14 protein-coding genes and 1 pseudogene are annotated in these 14418 nt (G+C 40.4%); 4 read left to right on the forward strand and 11 right to left on the reverse strand.

Going from position 1 to position 14418, the window contains the following annotated elements; all coding sequences use genetic code 11:
- Positions 1 to 2: 2 nt before the first annotated feature.
- The 3 genes from GNE10_RS09500 to GNE10_RS09510 all read right to left on the reverse strand — a co-directional run bounded on the left by GNE10_RS09500 (position 3) and on the right by GNE10_RS09510 (position 2676).
- Positions 3 to 1166, reverse strand: a complete 1164-nt coding sequence (locus GNE10_RS09500) for a hypothetical protein (RefSeq protein ID WP_185564909.1) — start codon at positions 1164 to 1166, stop codon at positions 3 to 5.
- Positions 1167 to 1168: 2 nt separating this feature from the next.
- On the reverse strand, positions 1169 to 1762 hold the full coding sequence (locus GNE10_RS09505) for a hypothetical protein (protein ID WP_185564911.1): 594 nt from the start codon (positions 1760 to 1762) through the stop codon (positions 1169 to 1171).
- Positions 1763 to 1827: 65 nt separating this feature from the next.
- Positions 1828 to 2676, reverse strand: coding sequence for an ATP-binding protein (locus GNE10_RS09510; protein WP_185564914.1), 849 nt, complete (start codon positions 2674 to 2676; stop codon positions 1828 to 1830).
- 285 nt (positions 2677 to 2961) lie between these two features.
- On the opposite strand from GNE10_RS09510, the pseudogene GNE10_RS09515 reads away from it, so the two are divergent.
- A pseudogene (locus GNE10_RS09515) lies at positions 2962 to 3171 on the forward strand (diflavin flavoprotein A); the annotation flags it as partial.
- 134 nt (positions 3172 to 3305) lie between these two features.
- On the opposite strand, the gene GNE10_RS09520 reads toward GNE10_RS09515, so the two are convergent.
- The 3 genes from GNE10_RS09520 to GNE10_RS09530 all read right to left on the reverse strand — a co-directional run bounded on the left by GNE10_RS09520 (position 3306) and on the right by GNE10_RS09530 (position 7320).
- Entirely contained in the window at positions 3306 to 4427 is a 1122-nt protein-coding gene (locus tag GNE10_RS09520; protein ID WP_311774801.1) for a ParB/RepB/Spo0J family partition protein, read from the reverse strand.
- Complete coding sequence (locus GNE10_RS09525; RefSeq protein ID WP_185564916.1) at positions 4424 to 5209, reverse strand: ParA family protein; 786 nt, start codon at positions 5207 to 5209, stop codon at positions 4424 to 4426. The genes GNE10_RS09520 and GNE10_RS09525 overlap by 4 nt, the downstream gene beginning before the upstream one ends.
- A gap of 467 nt (positions 5210 to 5676) precedes the next feature.
- Entirely contained in the window at positions 5677 to 7320 is a 1644-nt protein-coding gene (locus GNE10_RS09530) for an ATP-binding protein (RefSeq protein WP_185564919.1), read from the reverse strand.
- 312 nt (positions 7321 to 7632) lie between these two features.
- Here GNE10_RS09530 and GNE10_RS09535 point away from each other — a divergent pair, with 312 nt between their 5' ends.
- From GNE10_RS09535 to GNE10_RS09545, 3 genes are all read left to right on the forward strand, one after another.
- Positions 7633 to 8271 (forward strand): primosomal protein, encoded by a 639-nt coding sequence (locus GNE10_RS09535; protein ID WP_185564921.1) that lies wholly within the window; start codon positions 7633 to 7635, stop codon positions 8269 to 8271.
- A 435-nt stretch (positions 8272 to 8706) separates the two neighbouring features.
- Complete coding sequence (locus GNE10_RS09540; RefSeq protein WP_185564924.1) at positions 8707 to 9138, forward strand: hypothetical protein; 432 nt, start codon at positions 8707 to 8709, stop codon at positions 9136 to 9138.
- Positions 9139 to 9323: 185 nt separating this feature from the next.
- Positions 9324 to 9647, forward strand: a complete 324-nt coding sequence (locus GNE10_RS09545; protein WP_185564927.1) for a hypothetical protein — start codon at positions 9324 to 9326, stop codon at positions 9645 to 9647.
- 78 nt (positions 9648 to 9725) lie between these two features.
- Here GNE10_RS09545 and GNE10_RS09550 read toward each other — a convergent pair whose 3' ends face one another.
- The 5 genes from GNE10_RS09550 to GNE10_RS09570 all read right to left on the reverse strand — a co-directional run bounded on the left by GNE10_RS09550 (position 9726) and on the right by GNE10_RS09570 (position 14191).
- Positions 9726 to 10271 carry a hypothetical protein gene (locus tag GNE10_RS09550; protein WP_185564930.1) on the reverse strand — a complete coding sequence of 182 codons (546 nt, stop codon included), beginning with the start codon at positions 10269 to 10271 and terminating at the stop codon, positions 9726 to 9728.
- A 152-nt stretch (positions 10272 to 10423) separates the two neighbouring features.
- Positions 10424 to 11209: a DUF6753 family protein gene (locus GNE10_RS09555; protein ID WP_185564933.1), complete on the reverse strand. Its 786-nt coding sequence runs from the start codon at positions 11207 to 11209 to the stop codon at positions 10424 to 10426.
- Between the two features lie 382 nt (positions 11210 to 11591).
- Positions 11592 to 12362 carry a mobilization protein gene (locus tag GNE10_RS09560; RefSeq protein WP_185564936.1) on the reverse strand — a complete coding sequence of 257 codons (771 nt, stop codon included), beginning with the start codon at positions 12360 to 12362 and terminating at the stop codon, positions 11592 to 11594.
- 45 nt (positions 12363 to 12407) lie between these two features.
- The gene (locus GNE10_RS09565; RefSeq protein WP_185564938.1) at positions 12408 to 13046 is read right to left on the reverse strand and encodes a hypothetical protein; all 639 of its coding nucleotides are present in this window, start codon (positions 13044 to 13046) and stop codon (positions 12408 to 12410) included.
- Positions 13043 to 14191, reverse strand: coding sequence for a ParM/StbA family protein (locus GNE10_RS09570; protein ID WP_185564939.1), 1149 nt, complete (start codon positions 14189 to 14191; stop codon positions 13043 to 13045). The genes GNE10_RS09565 and GNE10_RS09570 overlap by 4 nt, the downstream gene beginning before the upstream one ends.
- Positions 14192 to 14418 lie beyond the last annotated feature (227 nt).

Raw genomic sequence — 14418 nt, forward strand, 5'->3', positions numbered from 1 at the left:
CGTTAAATATTTGATGATTTAAGTTCTTGCTCGATTTTTGCCAGGAATTTTTTGATAAATAAGACTTCTATTCGACTCAAGTTAGAGTTCTCTTGACATCGCTCTTGCCAGACAGAATAGAAAACCTTATTGTATCGGGGTGTATTCCTGTGATCGGGGAAAATGTAAAACGCTTTGTCCCAATAAGGTGATTCTTTAAAAGGCTTAAGTTCCAAAGCAATTCGTCGCGGCGATGAATAATCTTTGAAATCTATAGCCCATACTATTCCTGATGGAAATTTTACATAAAGGTCGTAACTATCCACATTTGGCCAGAGTTTGCAAGTTAAGCCTTTTGCTTCTAAAGTATTGCGTAACTGCACAAGCAGTTGCTCTGGAGCAACAACAGAAGCTTGAATTCCACGATTTGTCCTCAATGACTCTGGACGATAGGCTATCCATTGTTCGGGGTAGTTAATTCGTTCAACTAATCGAGAACATAAATCACTGTAGCAAAAGGCACGAGGGCGAGCGTTATTTTGCCAAGCTAACGGCCAACCGCAGCGAGGACAGAGGGCAATTTGTTCGTAACCGTCTCGCATAACGCGGCAAGCAACTGGAATCGGCTCATAACTTGCGCCTATCAGCTCTCGTACTTCTAAATCCCAGTCTAAGTCTCGGTTAATTTCTCTCGTTCCCCACTCTAAATATGGGTGTTCAACTAGAAATAACCGAGCTTTCACATACTGACGGTCTAGTTGTTTTCTGGTGCAGAGTTCTAAGATGTCTTTAAAAGGTAAGTCTTTAATTTCTATCTCTAGCTCGTAGCCTTGATTAACTCGTTCAGCTAGTTCATAGGTCAAATCAGTTGGTCTGCCAAAGAACATGAGAGGTTCTGTAAAATCCATTTCCTGCATGAATTGACCCAGAACTCCTGGCCAATCTTCTAAACGACGATGAAACCAGTCAACAACTTCCTGATGATGTCTGGGAGGCATAATTTTGTGCCTTATACACAAGACCGATAGCTGTTCAATCCCCAACTTAATATGTTTATTAGGGCTAGTAATTGGTGGTGCGGTTTTGGTAATGATTTGTTCTTGTTGCTCAATAAGACCGACTGCAATACGAATGACAGCTTGTTTGAGGCTAAATTTTTGAGATTCTGACTGTAATCCATTGTTCATCTCTAAGCAGTCCATTTCCAAAAGTAATAGGTATATTGCAATCCTTTGTTGGTCACTTCGTAATCGCGTCGTATTAGATGCAGATCGTATAAACGTTTTAAACGATTGCTGGCTGAGTTAATAGCAAGCTGCTTTATCTCAGAAAGTTCGGGTGCTGTCAAACTGCTTTGCTTCCACAACAGTTGCAATGTCTCTCTTAAACTCAACTCTAGTTTTCCAACACACTGCCATTGACCTTCAGGTTCTACAGCAAGAAAGGCTAGTTTCAGATTCCGAAATTCAATGGCAGCGTTGAGATTAGCGATTGTATCTGGAGTTAATCCCTGAAGAAGAAGAGTACGTGAAGGAAACTGGTTTTTTGTCATCTCTTCCCCTATACGAATTAGAGTTTCATCCAGAAAAGAAACATCCATGAGTTGCTCCTGGGGAAAGTTAAGCAGCAAAGCGTTTCCCTCAGCTACTTTTTGTAACCGGGACTTCAATCGCTCATATGCCTGTTCGCCTCTAAGTCTAGTCAGAAAGAAGCGGTCAGAAAACCCTAAACCTGCAAGCAGAGACATTACGTCTTGACGCTCAATAATTTCTATTTTTGTCAATTCACTCCTTTTTTGTGACTGTTCACTGAAGCTCAGTGAACACTAGATTAAATTAACTTCTTACTTTATTTAATGTCAAGAGGCGAACGTAATTCTACAGCAACTTGTGTTCCTGGCACATAAGCTAAGTTTCGTATTCCCTGAATTGTCCCTGTTCCCCGGCTAAAAATCGCACTGTTTTCTGAACGTAACCATAGGCATCCACTACTTGCTCCGGCAATACGTTCAACTTGGCGCAATCCTAAACCGCCACGTCCTGTTAGCCGGGACGTTTGTCCGTTCATCGCTTTCAGCAGGTAGTCGAGAGAGTCTTCCAGAGCATTATATTTCTTAGACCCGAAAAGACTGCCACGTACTCCACATCCTATATCTCCTACCGCTAAACGAACAATAGCTTGACCTTGAGATGTAACTTTTTGAATAAGTACGCAACCATAACAATCTCCGCTGTGTTCATGTACATTCGCACATAGCTCAATTAGTACATTGAGTAAGTCGTGCAGATATGATCTTTGCAACCATCGCTCGAAAATATTGTCAGATCGAGAGACTACTGTTTCTATATCCTTAGACTGATTAATTATAGTCAGTTCAAGAAGGTTATATGTATGCGAAGTACGATTCCATCGCTCTTTTAAAATACCAGTGGGTTGCAACCAATCTGAGCCAACATCAAACAAGTTCATCCGCTCTAGATATTGGTAAACTTGCATTGATATATTTTGTACGATCACTTTTCTCCCAGATGTCTTACTAAGATTTCGCCCAGCTATTACTAGAGCTATTACACCGTAGGGTCGAATAAAATTGACTTGCTTTAGATCTAATACATATTGTCTATCTGGTAATGGCTGACTGATACGATTGTAAAAATTTTCTATCTCGTGTCCATCTTTTCCTAAAATATCGGGCACTCTAATAATTACAAATTCATCCGACATACTTTCAAAGTCAGCTATATTTTATAAGTATTAATTTAAGTAATCATCTCAGTGTTTATTATTAGTATAATGAAAACTCTACAAAAAGAATGATCCAATTGCTAGGCTGATTTAGTAAAAATTTCCACAAACCATTTGTTGAGATATCGAGAAGTGTTGTGCTACAAGTTTCTGCGATGGCAGTCGCAACAATGGGGAGGTAGTGTGGTCTTGTGGAGCCAGACTGTTGCTTTGGTTGCCAAAGTTAAAGGAACTGGTATGGTTTCCCCCAAGACAATTGATTATATAATTGTCAGCCACACAGAGCTAGACCATAGTGACTTATTGGAAGACATGCTTCAGCTAGCTCCTAGAGCCACAGTCTTAGTCTCAAAAGTCGCGCTCCAATCTTTGGAAGGGTTCATATGCGATCGCAATTCTTGGCGGGTTGTGAAAACTGACGCTCACATCGATATTGGCAAAGGACACTAAATCGAATTCGTGAATGCGCCTAACCTATTTGCACGACATATGCAACTGTGAAGCACCTGCATATTGATGACTCGCAACTTGGGTTAATAACAAATATAAAACACTACCATACTCAAAATAATAAAAAAGTTTTATTCAATGAACTTACCAATTTCATTTAATTTCTGCTTCAAAATTCCTTGTAAAAATTGAAGTTGTTCCCTACTAGCATTAGCTAAAGTTATTTCAGATAATCCACTATTGATTTTTTGAATAACTGCTTTTATTTCTTTCGATTCTGATTGTTCTGATGTTAAATACTTAGCTTTAATGTTCTTAACTAAATCGCGTGTCTCAGGTACAGTTAAACTTTCTTTTAATACCTGCTCTGTTGCTTTTATTCGTTCTATAGCTGCCTCTTGTTCGGAAATTTTCAATATTTTTGATGATAATGTTGCTAATGCCAATGCGTGAGCGCCTTTCAGTTCTTGATGACGAATTGCTTTTTTTAAATCTTCTGGCAAAGATAACATTGGTAAAAGATTGGACTTAACAGAAGCAGGATTCAACCCAAATTCTAAGAACACTAAAAATAAAGCTTGCTCCTCGTTATTAATATCCAGTACTTCTAAACCTTGTTGTTGCTCCTCACTACTAGTAATTAATAATTTTGTTAATTCCTTGACTTGATTATTACGTTCAAGCCGCTTAAGTACAGCACCAAGAGTTGTAGCAACCTCATCAATTTCTAAACCAGTTGATTTGGTAATCTCTTTAAATATTGCTTCTGCCTTATCTAGTGGATTTAAATCTTCAAAACCTAAAAAAGTCAATAACGATGATTGGTCTAAATCCTGTGGCTGAGGTACGATTAATGCCCGAATAGTCTCCCATCCTAATAACTTTGCTGCTGACCAACGTAACTGCCCGTCCAAGAGCATAAAACGACCTTTATCGTGAGGAACTAAAATTACTGGTGTAATCTGCCCATGTTTTTTTAGTAATCTCGCTTTCGCCTGAATAGACTCTTGTGTAATTGTTTGTCTTGGCTGGTTAGGGTTAGGGTCAATTAGACTTGTATCAATGGCAATCTCACCTGTTTGCGTTTGCAATTGTTCGCGTAGTTTGGCGATTTCTGTCTCTAATTCTGGTGATTGTAATGCGCGTAACCTTTCTACTTCAGCTTGTAAATCGGTAATTTTTTGTTCTTGATCGGTTTTCTGCACTGCCCCTTTAAATTTATCGCCTATTTGCGGTAACGCTTTTGCCATCATTTTTCCTTAATTAATGCAATGACATCATCAACAATTAATTTGAAATCTTTGCAAGCAGGATGCTTGGGACGATACTTGTGCAATGGTAATCCATAGGCACTAGCATTTTTAAACTCGTTAGAACTCCGAATTTTTGGATATAACTTTATCCCTAATCTCTCAGCAATTGCAGGTAACTGTGCCAGGTATTGCCTGTGCATAGCTACTACTCCGTTATACATACTGGGAACAAACCCTAAAATTGGTGGACGTGGTTCAAGTTGCAACTCGTCACTTGTGGAAATACACCATTCAACTAACTCTGCCGAACCAGAAATAGCTTTCATTTCTAACTGTACTGGAACTAAAACATGAGTAGCAGCAGCTAAAGCATTGACATTTAGCATACCCAAAGTTGCAGGACAGTCCAAAATAATTAAGTTATGAGGTAATGAATATTTATTTAGTTTGTCTGCTAAACTGTATTCTCCACGTTTTCTGATCACCAATTCATTAGCTATTTCAGCCAACAAGGGATGTCCTTGATACACCTCAACTTTGGAATCCCAAACTGGTACTAATGACCAATCACCTTTAAAATCCTTAGACAGTAACTCTACTGTAGTTAAATTTGCTTCGGCTGGTGACAAACCACAAAACACATCTAATGAACGTTGGGGGTCTAAATCTAACATAGCTACTGTATAACCCCGCTTACTTACTTCATAGGCAATATGTGTGCTAATGGTAGACTTACCTACTCCACCAGCATTAGCTAGGAGCGCAAGAACTATCTGTTTCATAAAAATTACTCAAACTTAGTCGCAGTATATCAATTGGTTGTCGGATTTTAAAATCCGACAAACATAAGTTTGAAAATTTTAATAAATGTCGTATTTCAAAATCCGACACTAGCTGAATTTCAAAAATTACATTTGGCTAACTGAGGCTAGGCTTTTTGGTGAGTCGAGAAGCATCCTAATTTATCTGTGGTGGACAAGCCTCTCCCCGAGGCAAGGCTTGAAAAAAGGGATAGCGTAGCGGTGAGGCAGTCGCAGTCCTGGCGGTTTCCGTCGGTTGCGTTAGCGCAGCGTAAAGCCTGCGGCATAGCTTCGCTTAGAGCGACGTTAGGAGCGTCACTGCCGAACCCGAAGGGTAGCGAGTCCGTGAACGTCGGGTTTTTTAAATATTCGTGTAGTCTCTTGATTGATCTGTGGGGCAGGAACCGTCTCCTTTTTCTTTCGCCAAATTGGACACAATTTTTTTGTCGCTAAATTGATCGCTCAAATAACTCCCGGTGCTGATAAGCAAATCGTGAAACATCCTGACTAGCTACAGGTTTAGCATAAATAGCCTGATTGCGAATTGCTTGTATCTGTTCTGACTCTCGCTCCATAGCTGGTGTAAATTCTTGTCGCTGTTTAAGCAAATCCTCAAACTCAATTTGCTCTGGTCTACCTTGATAAAAAGCCGACTCAGCACAACGACGGACTGCATTACCAATTTCTGCTGGGCTGCAAATACGATATTCAGCCAACAGTCTACGCCATTGGTCATCACTCCAAGGAGAGTTGTTGTCTCGAAAAGCTGGAAAATACTTGGCTAGATGTAGATTGAAAATTTCATATCTTGCCCCTTCATGGGGTAAGTCCACAAAAAAGATATCATCAAAACGGCGAACTAATTCCGCAGGTAGCATTTCTAAGCGGTTGACAGTAGCAATGGTATAAACTGGCTCTTGATGCTCTTGCATCCAAGTCAACAAAGCCGCAGATAGCCGCCGTGCCACACCTCCATCTGCATTGGAGTCCCAGCCCGCAAAGCCTTTATCAAAGTCATCCCAATAAAGTACACAGGGAGCAAGGGAAGTCACCAAAGCAATAAACTCCTTTAATGCTCTGTCGGGATGAGAATCACCTAGTAGTACACCCCAATTAGCTGCTAACAATGGTAATCCCATTTTCTTCGCTGCTAACTTGGCAGAGAGACTTTTACCCGTACCCGGTGGCCCCCATAAGAGCATCCCAGTGGGAAACTTCAATCCATATTGCTGTGCTTGACGTTGAAGTAAACAGGTAATAGTTTCTAACCTTTTCTCTAGTAAATCTAATCCCCCAGCTGAAGGTACATCCGGTTGGGCAATGTATTCTAAACCCCGACCCCGCAGTTTGCTAACTTTATGCTCTAGCACTAATTGGGCGATTTCCTCAATCTGCTCTGTAAAACCCAGACATTGCTGTAGTAGCATATTTATTTCGCCTATAGGTAATCCCTGACAGGCACGGAAGAGCAATTGCAGCACTTCTGTTTTTTCTGTTGTCTTTAACCAAGAATGGTGATGGGGTATGGTGGCGCGTAGGCGATCGCACTCCGCAAACTGCTGAAGCCGGGAATGACTATCCCCAACCCAGGCATCACAAAACTGCTCTACAACCATCTGCACCTGCTGTTGGTCTGGAAGTGGATTTGACAGTACAGGAATAAAAGGCTGTAATTCTAGAGGTAGTTGAACGTAAGTTTCCAATAACACCCAGTAATGATGTTGCTGACTCCAGAGAGTTTGATGACAGCCATTGAGTAATTGATAGCTACGTTTTTGACTTATTTTGCTACCATCATCCTCATTTAGCACTCCCTCCAGTAAATAAATGCCTGGTTGATATTCCTCCAGAAGATACTGAATAATGTCCCCGTCTTTACCTCTGTTAGTTGACTGTAAAATGTACTGACCTTGATGCTGAATTAATTGCTGTAGTCTACAGTAACCAGGATTACAGACAAAGACTGACAAAGACCGCTCCTCACCCCAATGGTAAAACTGCTGTAAAATTTGCATTCTGTCAGGCGTATGATACTCTACAGCCACAATTGGAGTATTTTGGTCAGCCAGAGCAGGCCAGTTTATCAACTTCATAAATTTGACTTTAACAACTTACTTTCCCCTTTTAGAGCAAATTGATTACTGATGCTTTAGCCACACGGATAATTATCACTAACGGGTTGGCTATATTTCTTGTGTGAAAAAGAGCGATCGCTCCACCACAGCGTTAATTTCAGAAACTGCTCCTAGTGCGTTTCTTTATCTTTTAATTCCAAAGCATAAATTTGTCGTCGCAGCAAAGACAGGTTTGAAATCGCAAAAAAATGAAATTGAAATGAAATGGATGTGAAAGCCGCGATTGCGGCGAGGAGGTGAAAAATTCACTTTATTAAAGGAAGCTGTAAAATGGCGATCGCTAAAGCTAGAACCAATAACAACAATCGCAATGGAGCTAATACTAAAACATCTGCCAAAACTAATGGCACATCCGCTACAGTTAAATCAAAGGTAGCGAATGCTTCACCACAAGAAGAGGCGTTAGCATTGTTGAAGGAATTACGGAACCTAATCTTCAAGGAATATGGCGTTAAATTACAACTACGCGATTCCCGTGTTTCAACTAAAATCGGTCATGCAGCCCGTGAAAAACTCGGACTTGACATTGCTGCTCAGGTGAAAAAGAAAGGTGGTAACAAAAAGTTTGATTGGCAAAAATGGAACACCAAATTATTTACTAAATTGTTTGGACAACCAGATGCACTCAAATATGCACCAGAAGTAGTGGCAATTTTCATGAGTATGCTGTATGACACTATCAGCACTGACCCAGAGCAAGCAATAGCAGATTTAGTAGAATTCAACCGCGCATCTCTGGAACGTCGTAATTCTTTCCAAGAACAAGAAGAGGAAGAACTTGACGATTTAGATGATGAACTTGACGAAGACTTGGATGAAGATGAGGATGATATCGAAGACGAACTCGACGAAGATTTAGATGAAGATGACGAATTAGATGAGTTAGATGATGACGATGAAGACGAGTAAATAATTCTGATTTATTCTCAATAATCAATAGAATACTAACCCAAAATAACCATGTATTGCCTCAAACAATACAGGTTATTTTTTTGCGGGATTTTGACAATAGAATAGAGAAGTTTCAATAGTGCTACTTACGATAGCGATGTTAACAGAATTTTCTAATTTTATGGACGAACTGAATCTAAATCTACTAAAAATTTAAATTGAAATTATTAAAAATTTGAATTGAAACTATGTGCATTTTGAGTTTGAGGAATGGAATTTTTTCACAGCCAGTTGAGACATATAGCCATTGGTGTATCTGCCTTTCAGCCAACATTGTAAAAACTACAAATTTTAACCTAGATGAGATTTAATTGAAGAATTGAAAATGGAGCGAATTGCATCTTCCGATGCTGTTTCTATGAGAAAAAGACTAAATATCAAGGAGTAATTCTCATGGTTAACGCTAACGCTCGCAAAACTGCTAAACCAGCACGCAAAGTTGAAAGGCGTATTCCTGCTTTAGAACGAGTAACGACTTATCAAGAAAAAGTACACCTGATGGTTATTGAAGTATTGCGGGAAGAATCAGGAAGAGAATTAGCAGCAGCAGCCAGATTTAACGGACAAGAGTTTGATTGGGACAAACACAATTCCCAGTTCCGTAAGGACTATCTAAATACACCATTAAAAGAACTGGTGAATTATGCTCGCAAACTTTACGGCTTGAATAATCTTGATGAAATTCGAGATAGACGTGCTTCTCATAAAGCTGCTCGGTCTAAACGCATGGACGGACTCAATAGTTTGAGTAGCAACTCTGATGACTTGATAAATGACGATTTTGAACAAGATGAAGATGACGAAGATATAGAAATTGACGATTAATTACAATGCCCTGAATTATCTAATTCGGGGCATTGTATTTCCGGCCCACCCGCATCCAACGAACAGAATTGAATGCAGCGATCGCTCCTGAATTGAATAAATTTAAAAGTGAACTCTAACTCAGAAGGCATCTGTCGATGCTGTCTAGGTGAGATGTAGTAATTCGTTAATCAAAGGATAATCAAATGACTCAAATGACTCGTAATCAGCAACAAACAAAAGCGTTGGATCAAGTAGTAGGTTATCAGGATAAAGTACGATTAATGGTACTGGAAGTTTTACGTGAGGAATCAGGCAGAGAACTTGCTGCTCAAGCACGTTTTACTCAGCAAGAATTTGATTGGAACGAACATAACATTCAGTTTCGCCAGGACTATAACGAAACTTCCATCAATGAACTACTAGCATACGCCAAACGTCTGTATGGACTAAAAGATTTGGATGTAGTACGGGAGCGGCGTAAAGCTCATAAACAACAACGTACAGCTAGATGGGCTGAAGCTTCATAATTACCTGCTGGTTCTGACAGTAGCCCCACTAAAATGTGGGGTAACTTTTTTGCCCACCCACCCTCAACCGTAAAAGCTTTATTTTACCGAAGATGCAGCTTCGCATCCCACCCCACCAAATGTTGTAATTGTCCGACTGGAAAGTTTACTGGTCATTAACTCATTAATTTGCTGGTTTGAAAGTTGAGTTGGCTTGACTTCGACTGTGGGTGCAGTTCCTCCCCTGTTGACTTGAATAATGGAATTAGCCCAATAAAACTGCTGCTGGTCAGGTTGGGAATAAACAGGATAACAGCCTTTTGAGGCGATCGCTAATTTATGTTCTACGCTAGAAACTGATGGCAGAGAAATACCAGCACGAACTAATTTTGCCTCTCCTACTGGGCCCCACAAACGTAATTGTTGATTGACACAACGTTTTCCATCCTTGAGAGGGGCAATAATGTTGCCACAAACTTTAACATCCACATCATACATCGGCGGATAATCAGGCACAGTTTGAGCTTGAGCTTGAGTCGTATTCTTCTCATCCTTGCTACTGACATTTACAGTAGTAGGGGTACAAGCTGTAACTATACCTACTATTACCAGCAGCCAAAGCCAGTTAATTTTGCGGGTAAACATCTGCTGAATCCTCTTCTACGATTGAGAAATTGACAACTAATTTTTTAACTTAAACCTCGTCCATTTTGAAACCTGGAGTTTTTAAGGAGAGTGTATTATTCGGTTGTGGTTTGAGTTCTGAGCTTTAACCTAATCCCAAAAAATTACGGTTTTCAAGGTAGACGCGGTTTAGATACAAACTGGCGCTGATTGCTAGGTGATGTCCATAACGTGCAGAACCCGGATGAGGCTTTTCTGCTACTCGCTCCAATTTCCAGCGTTACCCCCAAACGCTTGACATCCTTAGCACAAACAAGTTGACCGTTTTGGTCACGACTCAGCAAATCTTGATTCCATTGCATTAGGTTGTGAGCAAACTTACCTTCATTACTGGTTGCCCATTCCAAAGCATTGGCTTCCTCTTGTGTGAGTTGGCGTGGCCCAGCAGGATCTAGATGACTGGATTGATACCAAGACATTCCACCTACACTTAGCAGTCCACCCACTCCAGCTGCAATTAATAGCAGTATTCCCCCAGCAATTAAAGAGGGAACTGAATGAATAGCACGCTCAAATTCAGTACGCCTAATTAATCCTGTTACAGCCTGAGCGATCGCTTTTTGCTGACCTTTTACTGCTGCCTTTTCATATGTCTGGAGATGGTCATAAAGCTGCGTTTGCCACAGGTCAAACATTGCTTCCATTTCTTTGGGATTGTCTTCCAACAGCACTTGCAGCCTACCAGTAGCAATCATCATCAGAAATGCTGGATCATCAGGGTCAAGCCCAGTTTGCACTACTATTTCCCAAACCCTAGCTTTAAATGAATCATCTTTACCTCGAATGGCTAAATCTAGTAAAGTTGGGTAAGGAATTTGGCTCAGTCCTTTGCCTCTAGCAGCTACTGAATCCAAAAATTCATCGTCTAAATCGAGTTCTTCAGTGTGAGAATTACTCATATTTGTATTTGCTTTTAGCTAATTCGCGCCCTCGTCCCCTACGCTCATTTGGTATAGGAATCCGATTTGATGGTAGGAGATGTCACCGAAACAGTGCTGAGGAGCCAGTGCGTTGCGGAGGTTCCCTCCGTTGAAGCAACTGGCGTTGCTGAGTAATGAGTCCTGAGTAAAAAAGTAAAATTAATTGCATGGGCTAAATGCCCCGCTACCGCTAGCAGCACACTCATGTCTGTTCGTGTAATGTCTCCAAGAGTTGCCCCAACATCTGGTATGGAAAAAGAAATGCATATTTATTTCGAGCGGAAAATGCCACAAGAAATAATGCGCCCTTAATTCAATCCCCCCGTTTCGCTATGGGGTCACTCAGCACTCCTGAATTAGATTACTTCTTAGTAGCAACCTTCCCGTTGACATTAGCATCATCAACTTTTTCTGTTGGGGAAGTAATTGAAGCTGCCGGAAGGTTCCAGATTTTAGCTTTCTCAATTTCGTCAGAAGCTTTTTTGAGAAAATTGTGTAATCGCTGCTTACCCAATACACCTAACTCTCCATAATCTCTAGCCGCAGAAAAATTTATCTGATTGGCATCAAGGATATCTCGTTCTCGATAACTGAACTTGGGAAAATTGATGACAGCTACTTTATAAGCTTTGATTAATTCCTGTAAATTCTTACGTCCATCTACATGTTTCCAGTCATCGCATAAACCATAATTGCGTACAAATATATGCTTAATCTTATTCTCAAAGCGTTCGAGAGATTGCATAAATAATTGAACGCTGTCATATCCACCACTACAAACAAACCACTTATATATTTTGACCTTATTTTTCCCAGTAATTTCTAGGATTTGATTACGCTCAATCCAATCAGTTACTGCTGGGTATACTTGAGCAGGTAAATTGACAATGACAGAAGTTGTTAGTGCTAAATTAAAAATTTCATCAGCATCGTAAGCTTTACGCTCTGATTCGCTAAAAACTGCTGTTTTATGATTGTCTGGGTAAAATGCGCCCACATCTGGATTACTTTGGTCTGCTTCTACCAATTCATAAGAGAGTTTATTGTCAATACAGTATTGCACCATAACCCGTGCAAACAAAGACTTGCCAACTCCACCTTTTTCACCATCCATGAAGTGAATTGCTGCCATCTTAAATCTCCTTTGTGATTTGACTAAATGTGCATTAATAAATACTTAAATATTCTCAAACATATTGTCTGTATCATCATAGAAAGACCCCTCACCAGGAATGAAGGAATCAGAATCTATTTTGTGTTTTGGCTGGTTGTCATTATTACTACTGCCATTGCCTTTACTTTTACCTTTAGGGCTAGCATTACTATCATTCTCATCATCAATACCACTGCTATTACCAATTTCTAAACCGAACATAGTAGCAAGCGTTTGAGGATTGGTCATAGTGCTGAGAGGTACAGGCAAAACATCACTTAATTTATGTGGTAATCCTAGTTCCATTCGCAAATAGGCCAAATGTTGCTCCAGGGCATGACAACAAATTAACCCTACCTGACGCACCTCTTTATCACTAATTTCTACATCCGCATTTGCTTGAGCTTGATATGCTAAAGGCAACCAACACATTCGTAATGCCTGTAATACCATCTCTTTGCTAGTACTAACCCCATTTCCTTTTTGCAAATATATAATTAGCTTTGCATCAACAGTATTTGAGTAAGCACGAAGCCGAAGAGTCAAATTTTTATATTGTCTTTGTCTGTTAGTATCAGTTCCTTCAGACAGCCTGCGACTACCGCTACTATTGGGCTGTCTATTATTGTTATTATTTTTGGGTTGTTTTTTATTTGTAGTCATGCTACCTTCTCGATTTGCGCTCTAAACCGCATAAACAAACCAAACGCATCAATCAACCTAAACGACAAAGCTTCCTGCTCTCGGAAAGTATGGCAATAATCATTACTTTTATCCTTGAATACTTCTTGTACCTGCTGCTGTAAGTCAGCACCCCAATAAGTTGAAATTTCTTGAAAGCACTCTTGTAACTCTTGCTCTAAATACAATGCTGCGCCACCACTCAAAATCACCTCGTTCACCGCAGGTAAAGTTGATTCCAGCCAATCGTAAAGCCTAGACCAATACTCAGCTTTAGCAGTAGCAATGGCATTAACAATCATCTGCAATTCATAGTCAATATTTTTAGGTTCTCTACTTTTGACCAGAGTGCGAATTGCTTGGTTATCAGCTGTAATATCTGAACCAGCTGCATAGATGGCAGAAGTCAAAGCAGTAGCATCCTGTCCAGATGTGCGCTCAATTACTCGCTTTACCATTTGGTGAAAGCCCAGTCCATTGGTGTAACCCGCCGTCATCTTGCCCCGTTCAAATAATAGAAGGCTGGTATTGCGATGCCCGAACATCAGCACTGCGATGGTTTGAGCGTTGAACCATTCTTTACCATTCTGGCGTTGCCGAATCATTGCCAATCCGGCACCTTCGGGTAAGCACTCGAATCGCTCCAGTTTCACTCGCAATCTTTGACCCCGAAACCTAAAATCCTTGAGTGCAGACTGTAACTGTTGCTCAAATGCTTGGCGATTTTGATATTCACCATAGGGCAGTAGTGAGGTCAGTGATAGTGAAAACCTGTTAGGCAATTTGTTGTGTTGAGCGATCGCACCAATAACCGCCAAGGCTTTGTGAATTGAGGTTTCGTACTTGAGCTTATCGAGTCTGGCAGATGCTGAAAACTGCCGTGCCAGGAATCCAACTACCGTACATTGTGTATCACCATCCGCAGGACTTGACACCCAGGCTTCATCTACTGGTTTAGGAGATTCCAGACCTTTGCGACTCGACATATAAGCGTCAATCGAACTTTGAGGCAACTTCAACATCTCTGGTTCCATTGTCATCAAACATGGTTTGCCTTCAGTTGCTAGTTCGTAAACAATCTTGGTCAAGGAAGCACCAGGGTCAAAACTGACTATCAAGTTTGACATTGACTGTGGTTCACCTAAAAGCTTTCCTTTAAGTTAAGTACAAATATAAATCATGCCAATCTACCTACTGACCATTTTTATAAGGCGAAAAATTAGCTCATTGGTTATTTTTTTGCTGCATTTTCTCAAGTAGTTATCTTTATGCTATTGAATTCGATTCAAAAATACGCCACTCAAATGCCAATTCAACGCCACTTAAGCGTCACTTGAGTGCCAATTCAATCCCA

Origin of the sequence: Nostoc sp. 2RC (assembly GCF_014222165.1) — a bacterium.
Classification (GTDB): domain Bacteria; phylum Cyanobacteriota; class Cyanobacteriia; order Cyanobacteriales; family Nostocaceae; genus Nostoc; species Nostoc linckia.

Bases quoted from the DNA above. Each gene is read 5' to 3' on its own strand.
- GNE10_RS09545 (WP_185564927.1), top strand. From the start codon at position 9,324: ATGACTCAAATGACTCGTAATCAGCAACAAACAAAAGCGTTGGATCAA.
- GNE10_RS09500 (WP_185564909.1), bottom strand. From the start codon at position 1,166: ATGAACAATGGATTACAGTCAGAATCTCAAAAATTTAGCCTCAAACAA.
- GNE10_RS09560 (WP_185564936.1), bottom strand. From the start codon at position 12,362: ATGGCAGCAATTCACTTCATGGATGGTGAAAAAGGTGGAGTTGGCAAG.
- GNE10_RS09520 (WP_311774801.1), bottom strand. From the start codon at position 4,427: ATGATGGCAAAAGCGTTACCGCAAATAGGCGATAAATTTAAAGGGGCA.
- GNE10_RS09540 (WP_185564924.1), top strand. From the start codon at position 8,707: ATGGTTAACGCTAACGCTCGCAAAACTGCTAAACCAGCACGCAAAGTT.
- GNE10_RS09550 (WP_185564930.1), bottom strand. From the start codon at position 10,271: ATGTTTACCCGCAAAATTAACTGGCTTTGGCTGCTGGTAATAGTAGGT.
- GNE10_RS09565 (WP_185564938.1), bottom strand. From the start codon at position 13,046: ATGACTACAAATAAAAAACAACCCAAAAATAATAACAATAATAGACAG.
- GNE10_RS09555 (WP_185564933.1), bottom strand. From the start codon at position 11,209: ATGAGTAATTCTCACACTGAAGAACTCGATTTAGACGATGAATTTTTG.
- GNE10_RS09530 (WP_185564919.1), bottom strand. From the start codon at position 7,320: ATGAAGTTGATAAACTGGCCTGCTCTGGCTGACCAAAATACTCCAATT.
- GNE10_RS09535 (WP_185564921.1), top strand. From the start codon at position 7,633: ATGGCGATCGCTAAAGCTAGAACCAATAACAACAATCGCAATGGAGCT.
- GNE10_RS09525 (WP_185564916.1), bottom strand. From the start codon at position 5,209: ATGAAACAGATAGTTCTTGCGCTCCTAGCTAATGCTGGTGGAGTAGGT.
- GNE10_RS09570 (WP_185564939.1), bottom strand. From the start codon at position 14,191: ATGTCAAACTTGATAGTCAGTTTTGACCCTGGTGCTTCCTTGACCAAG.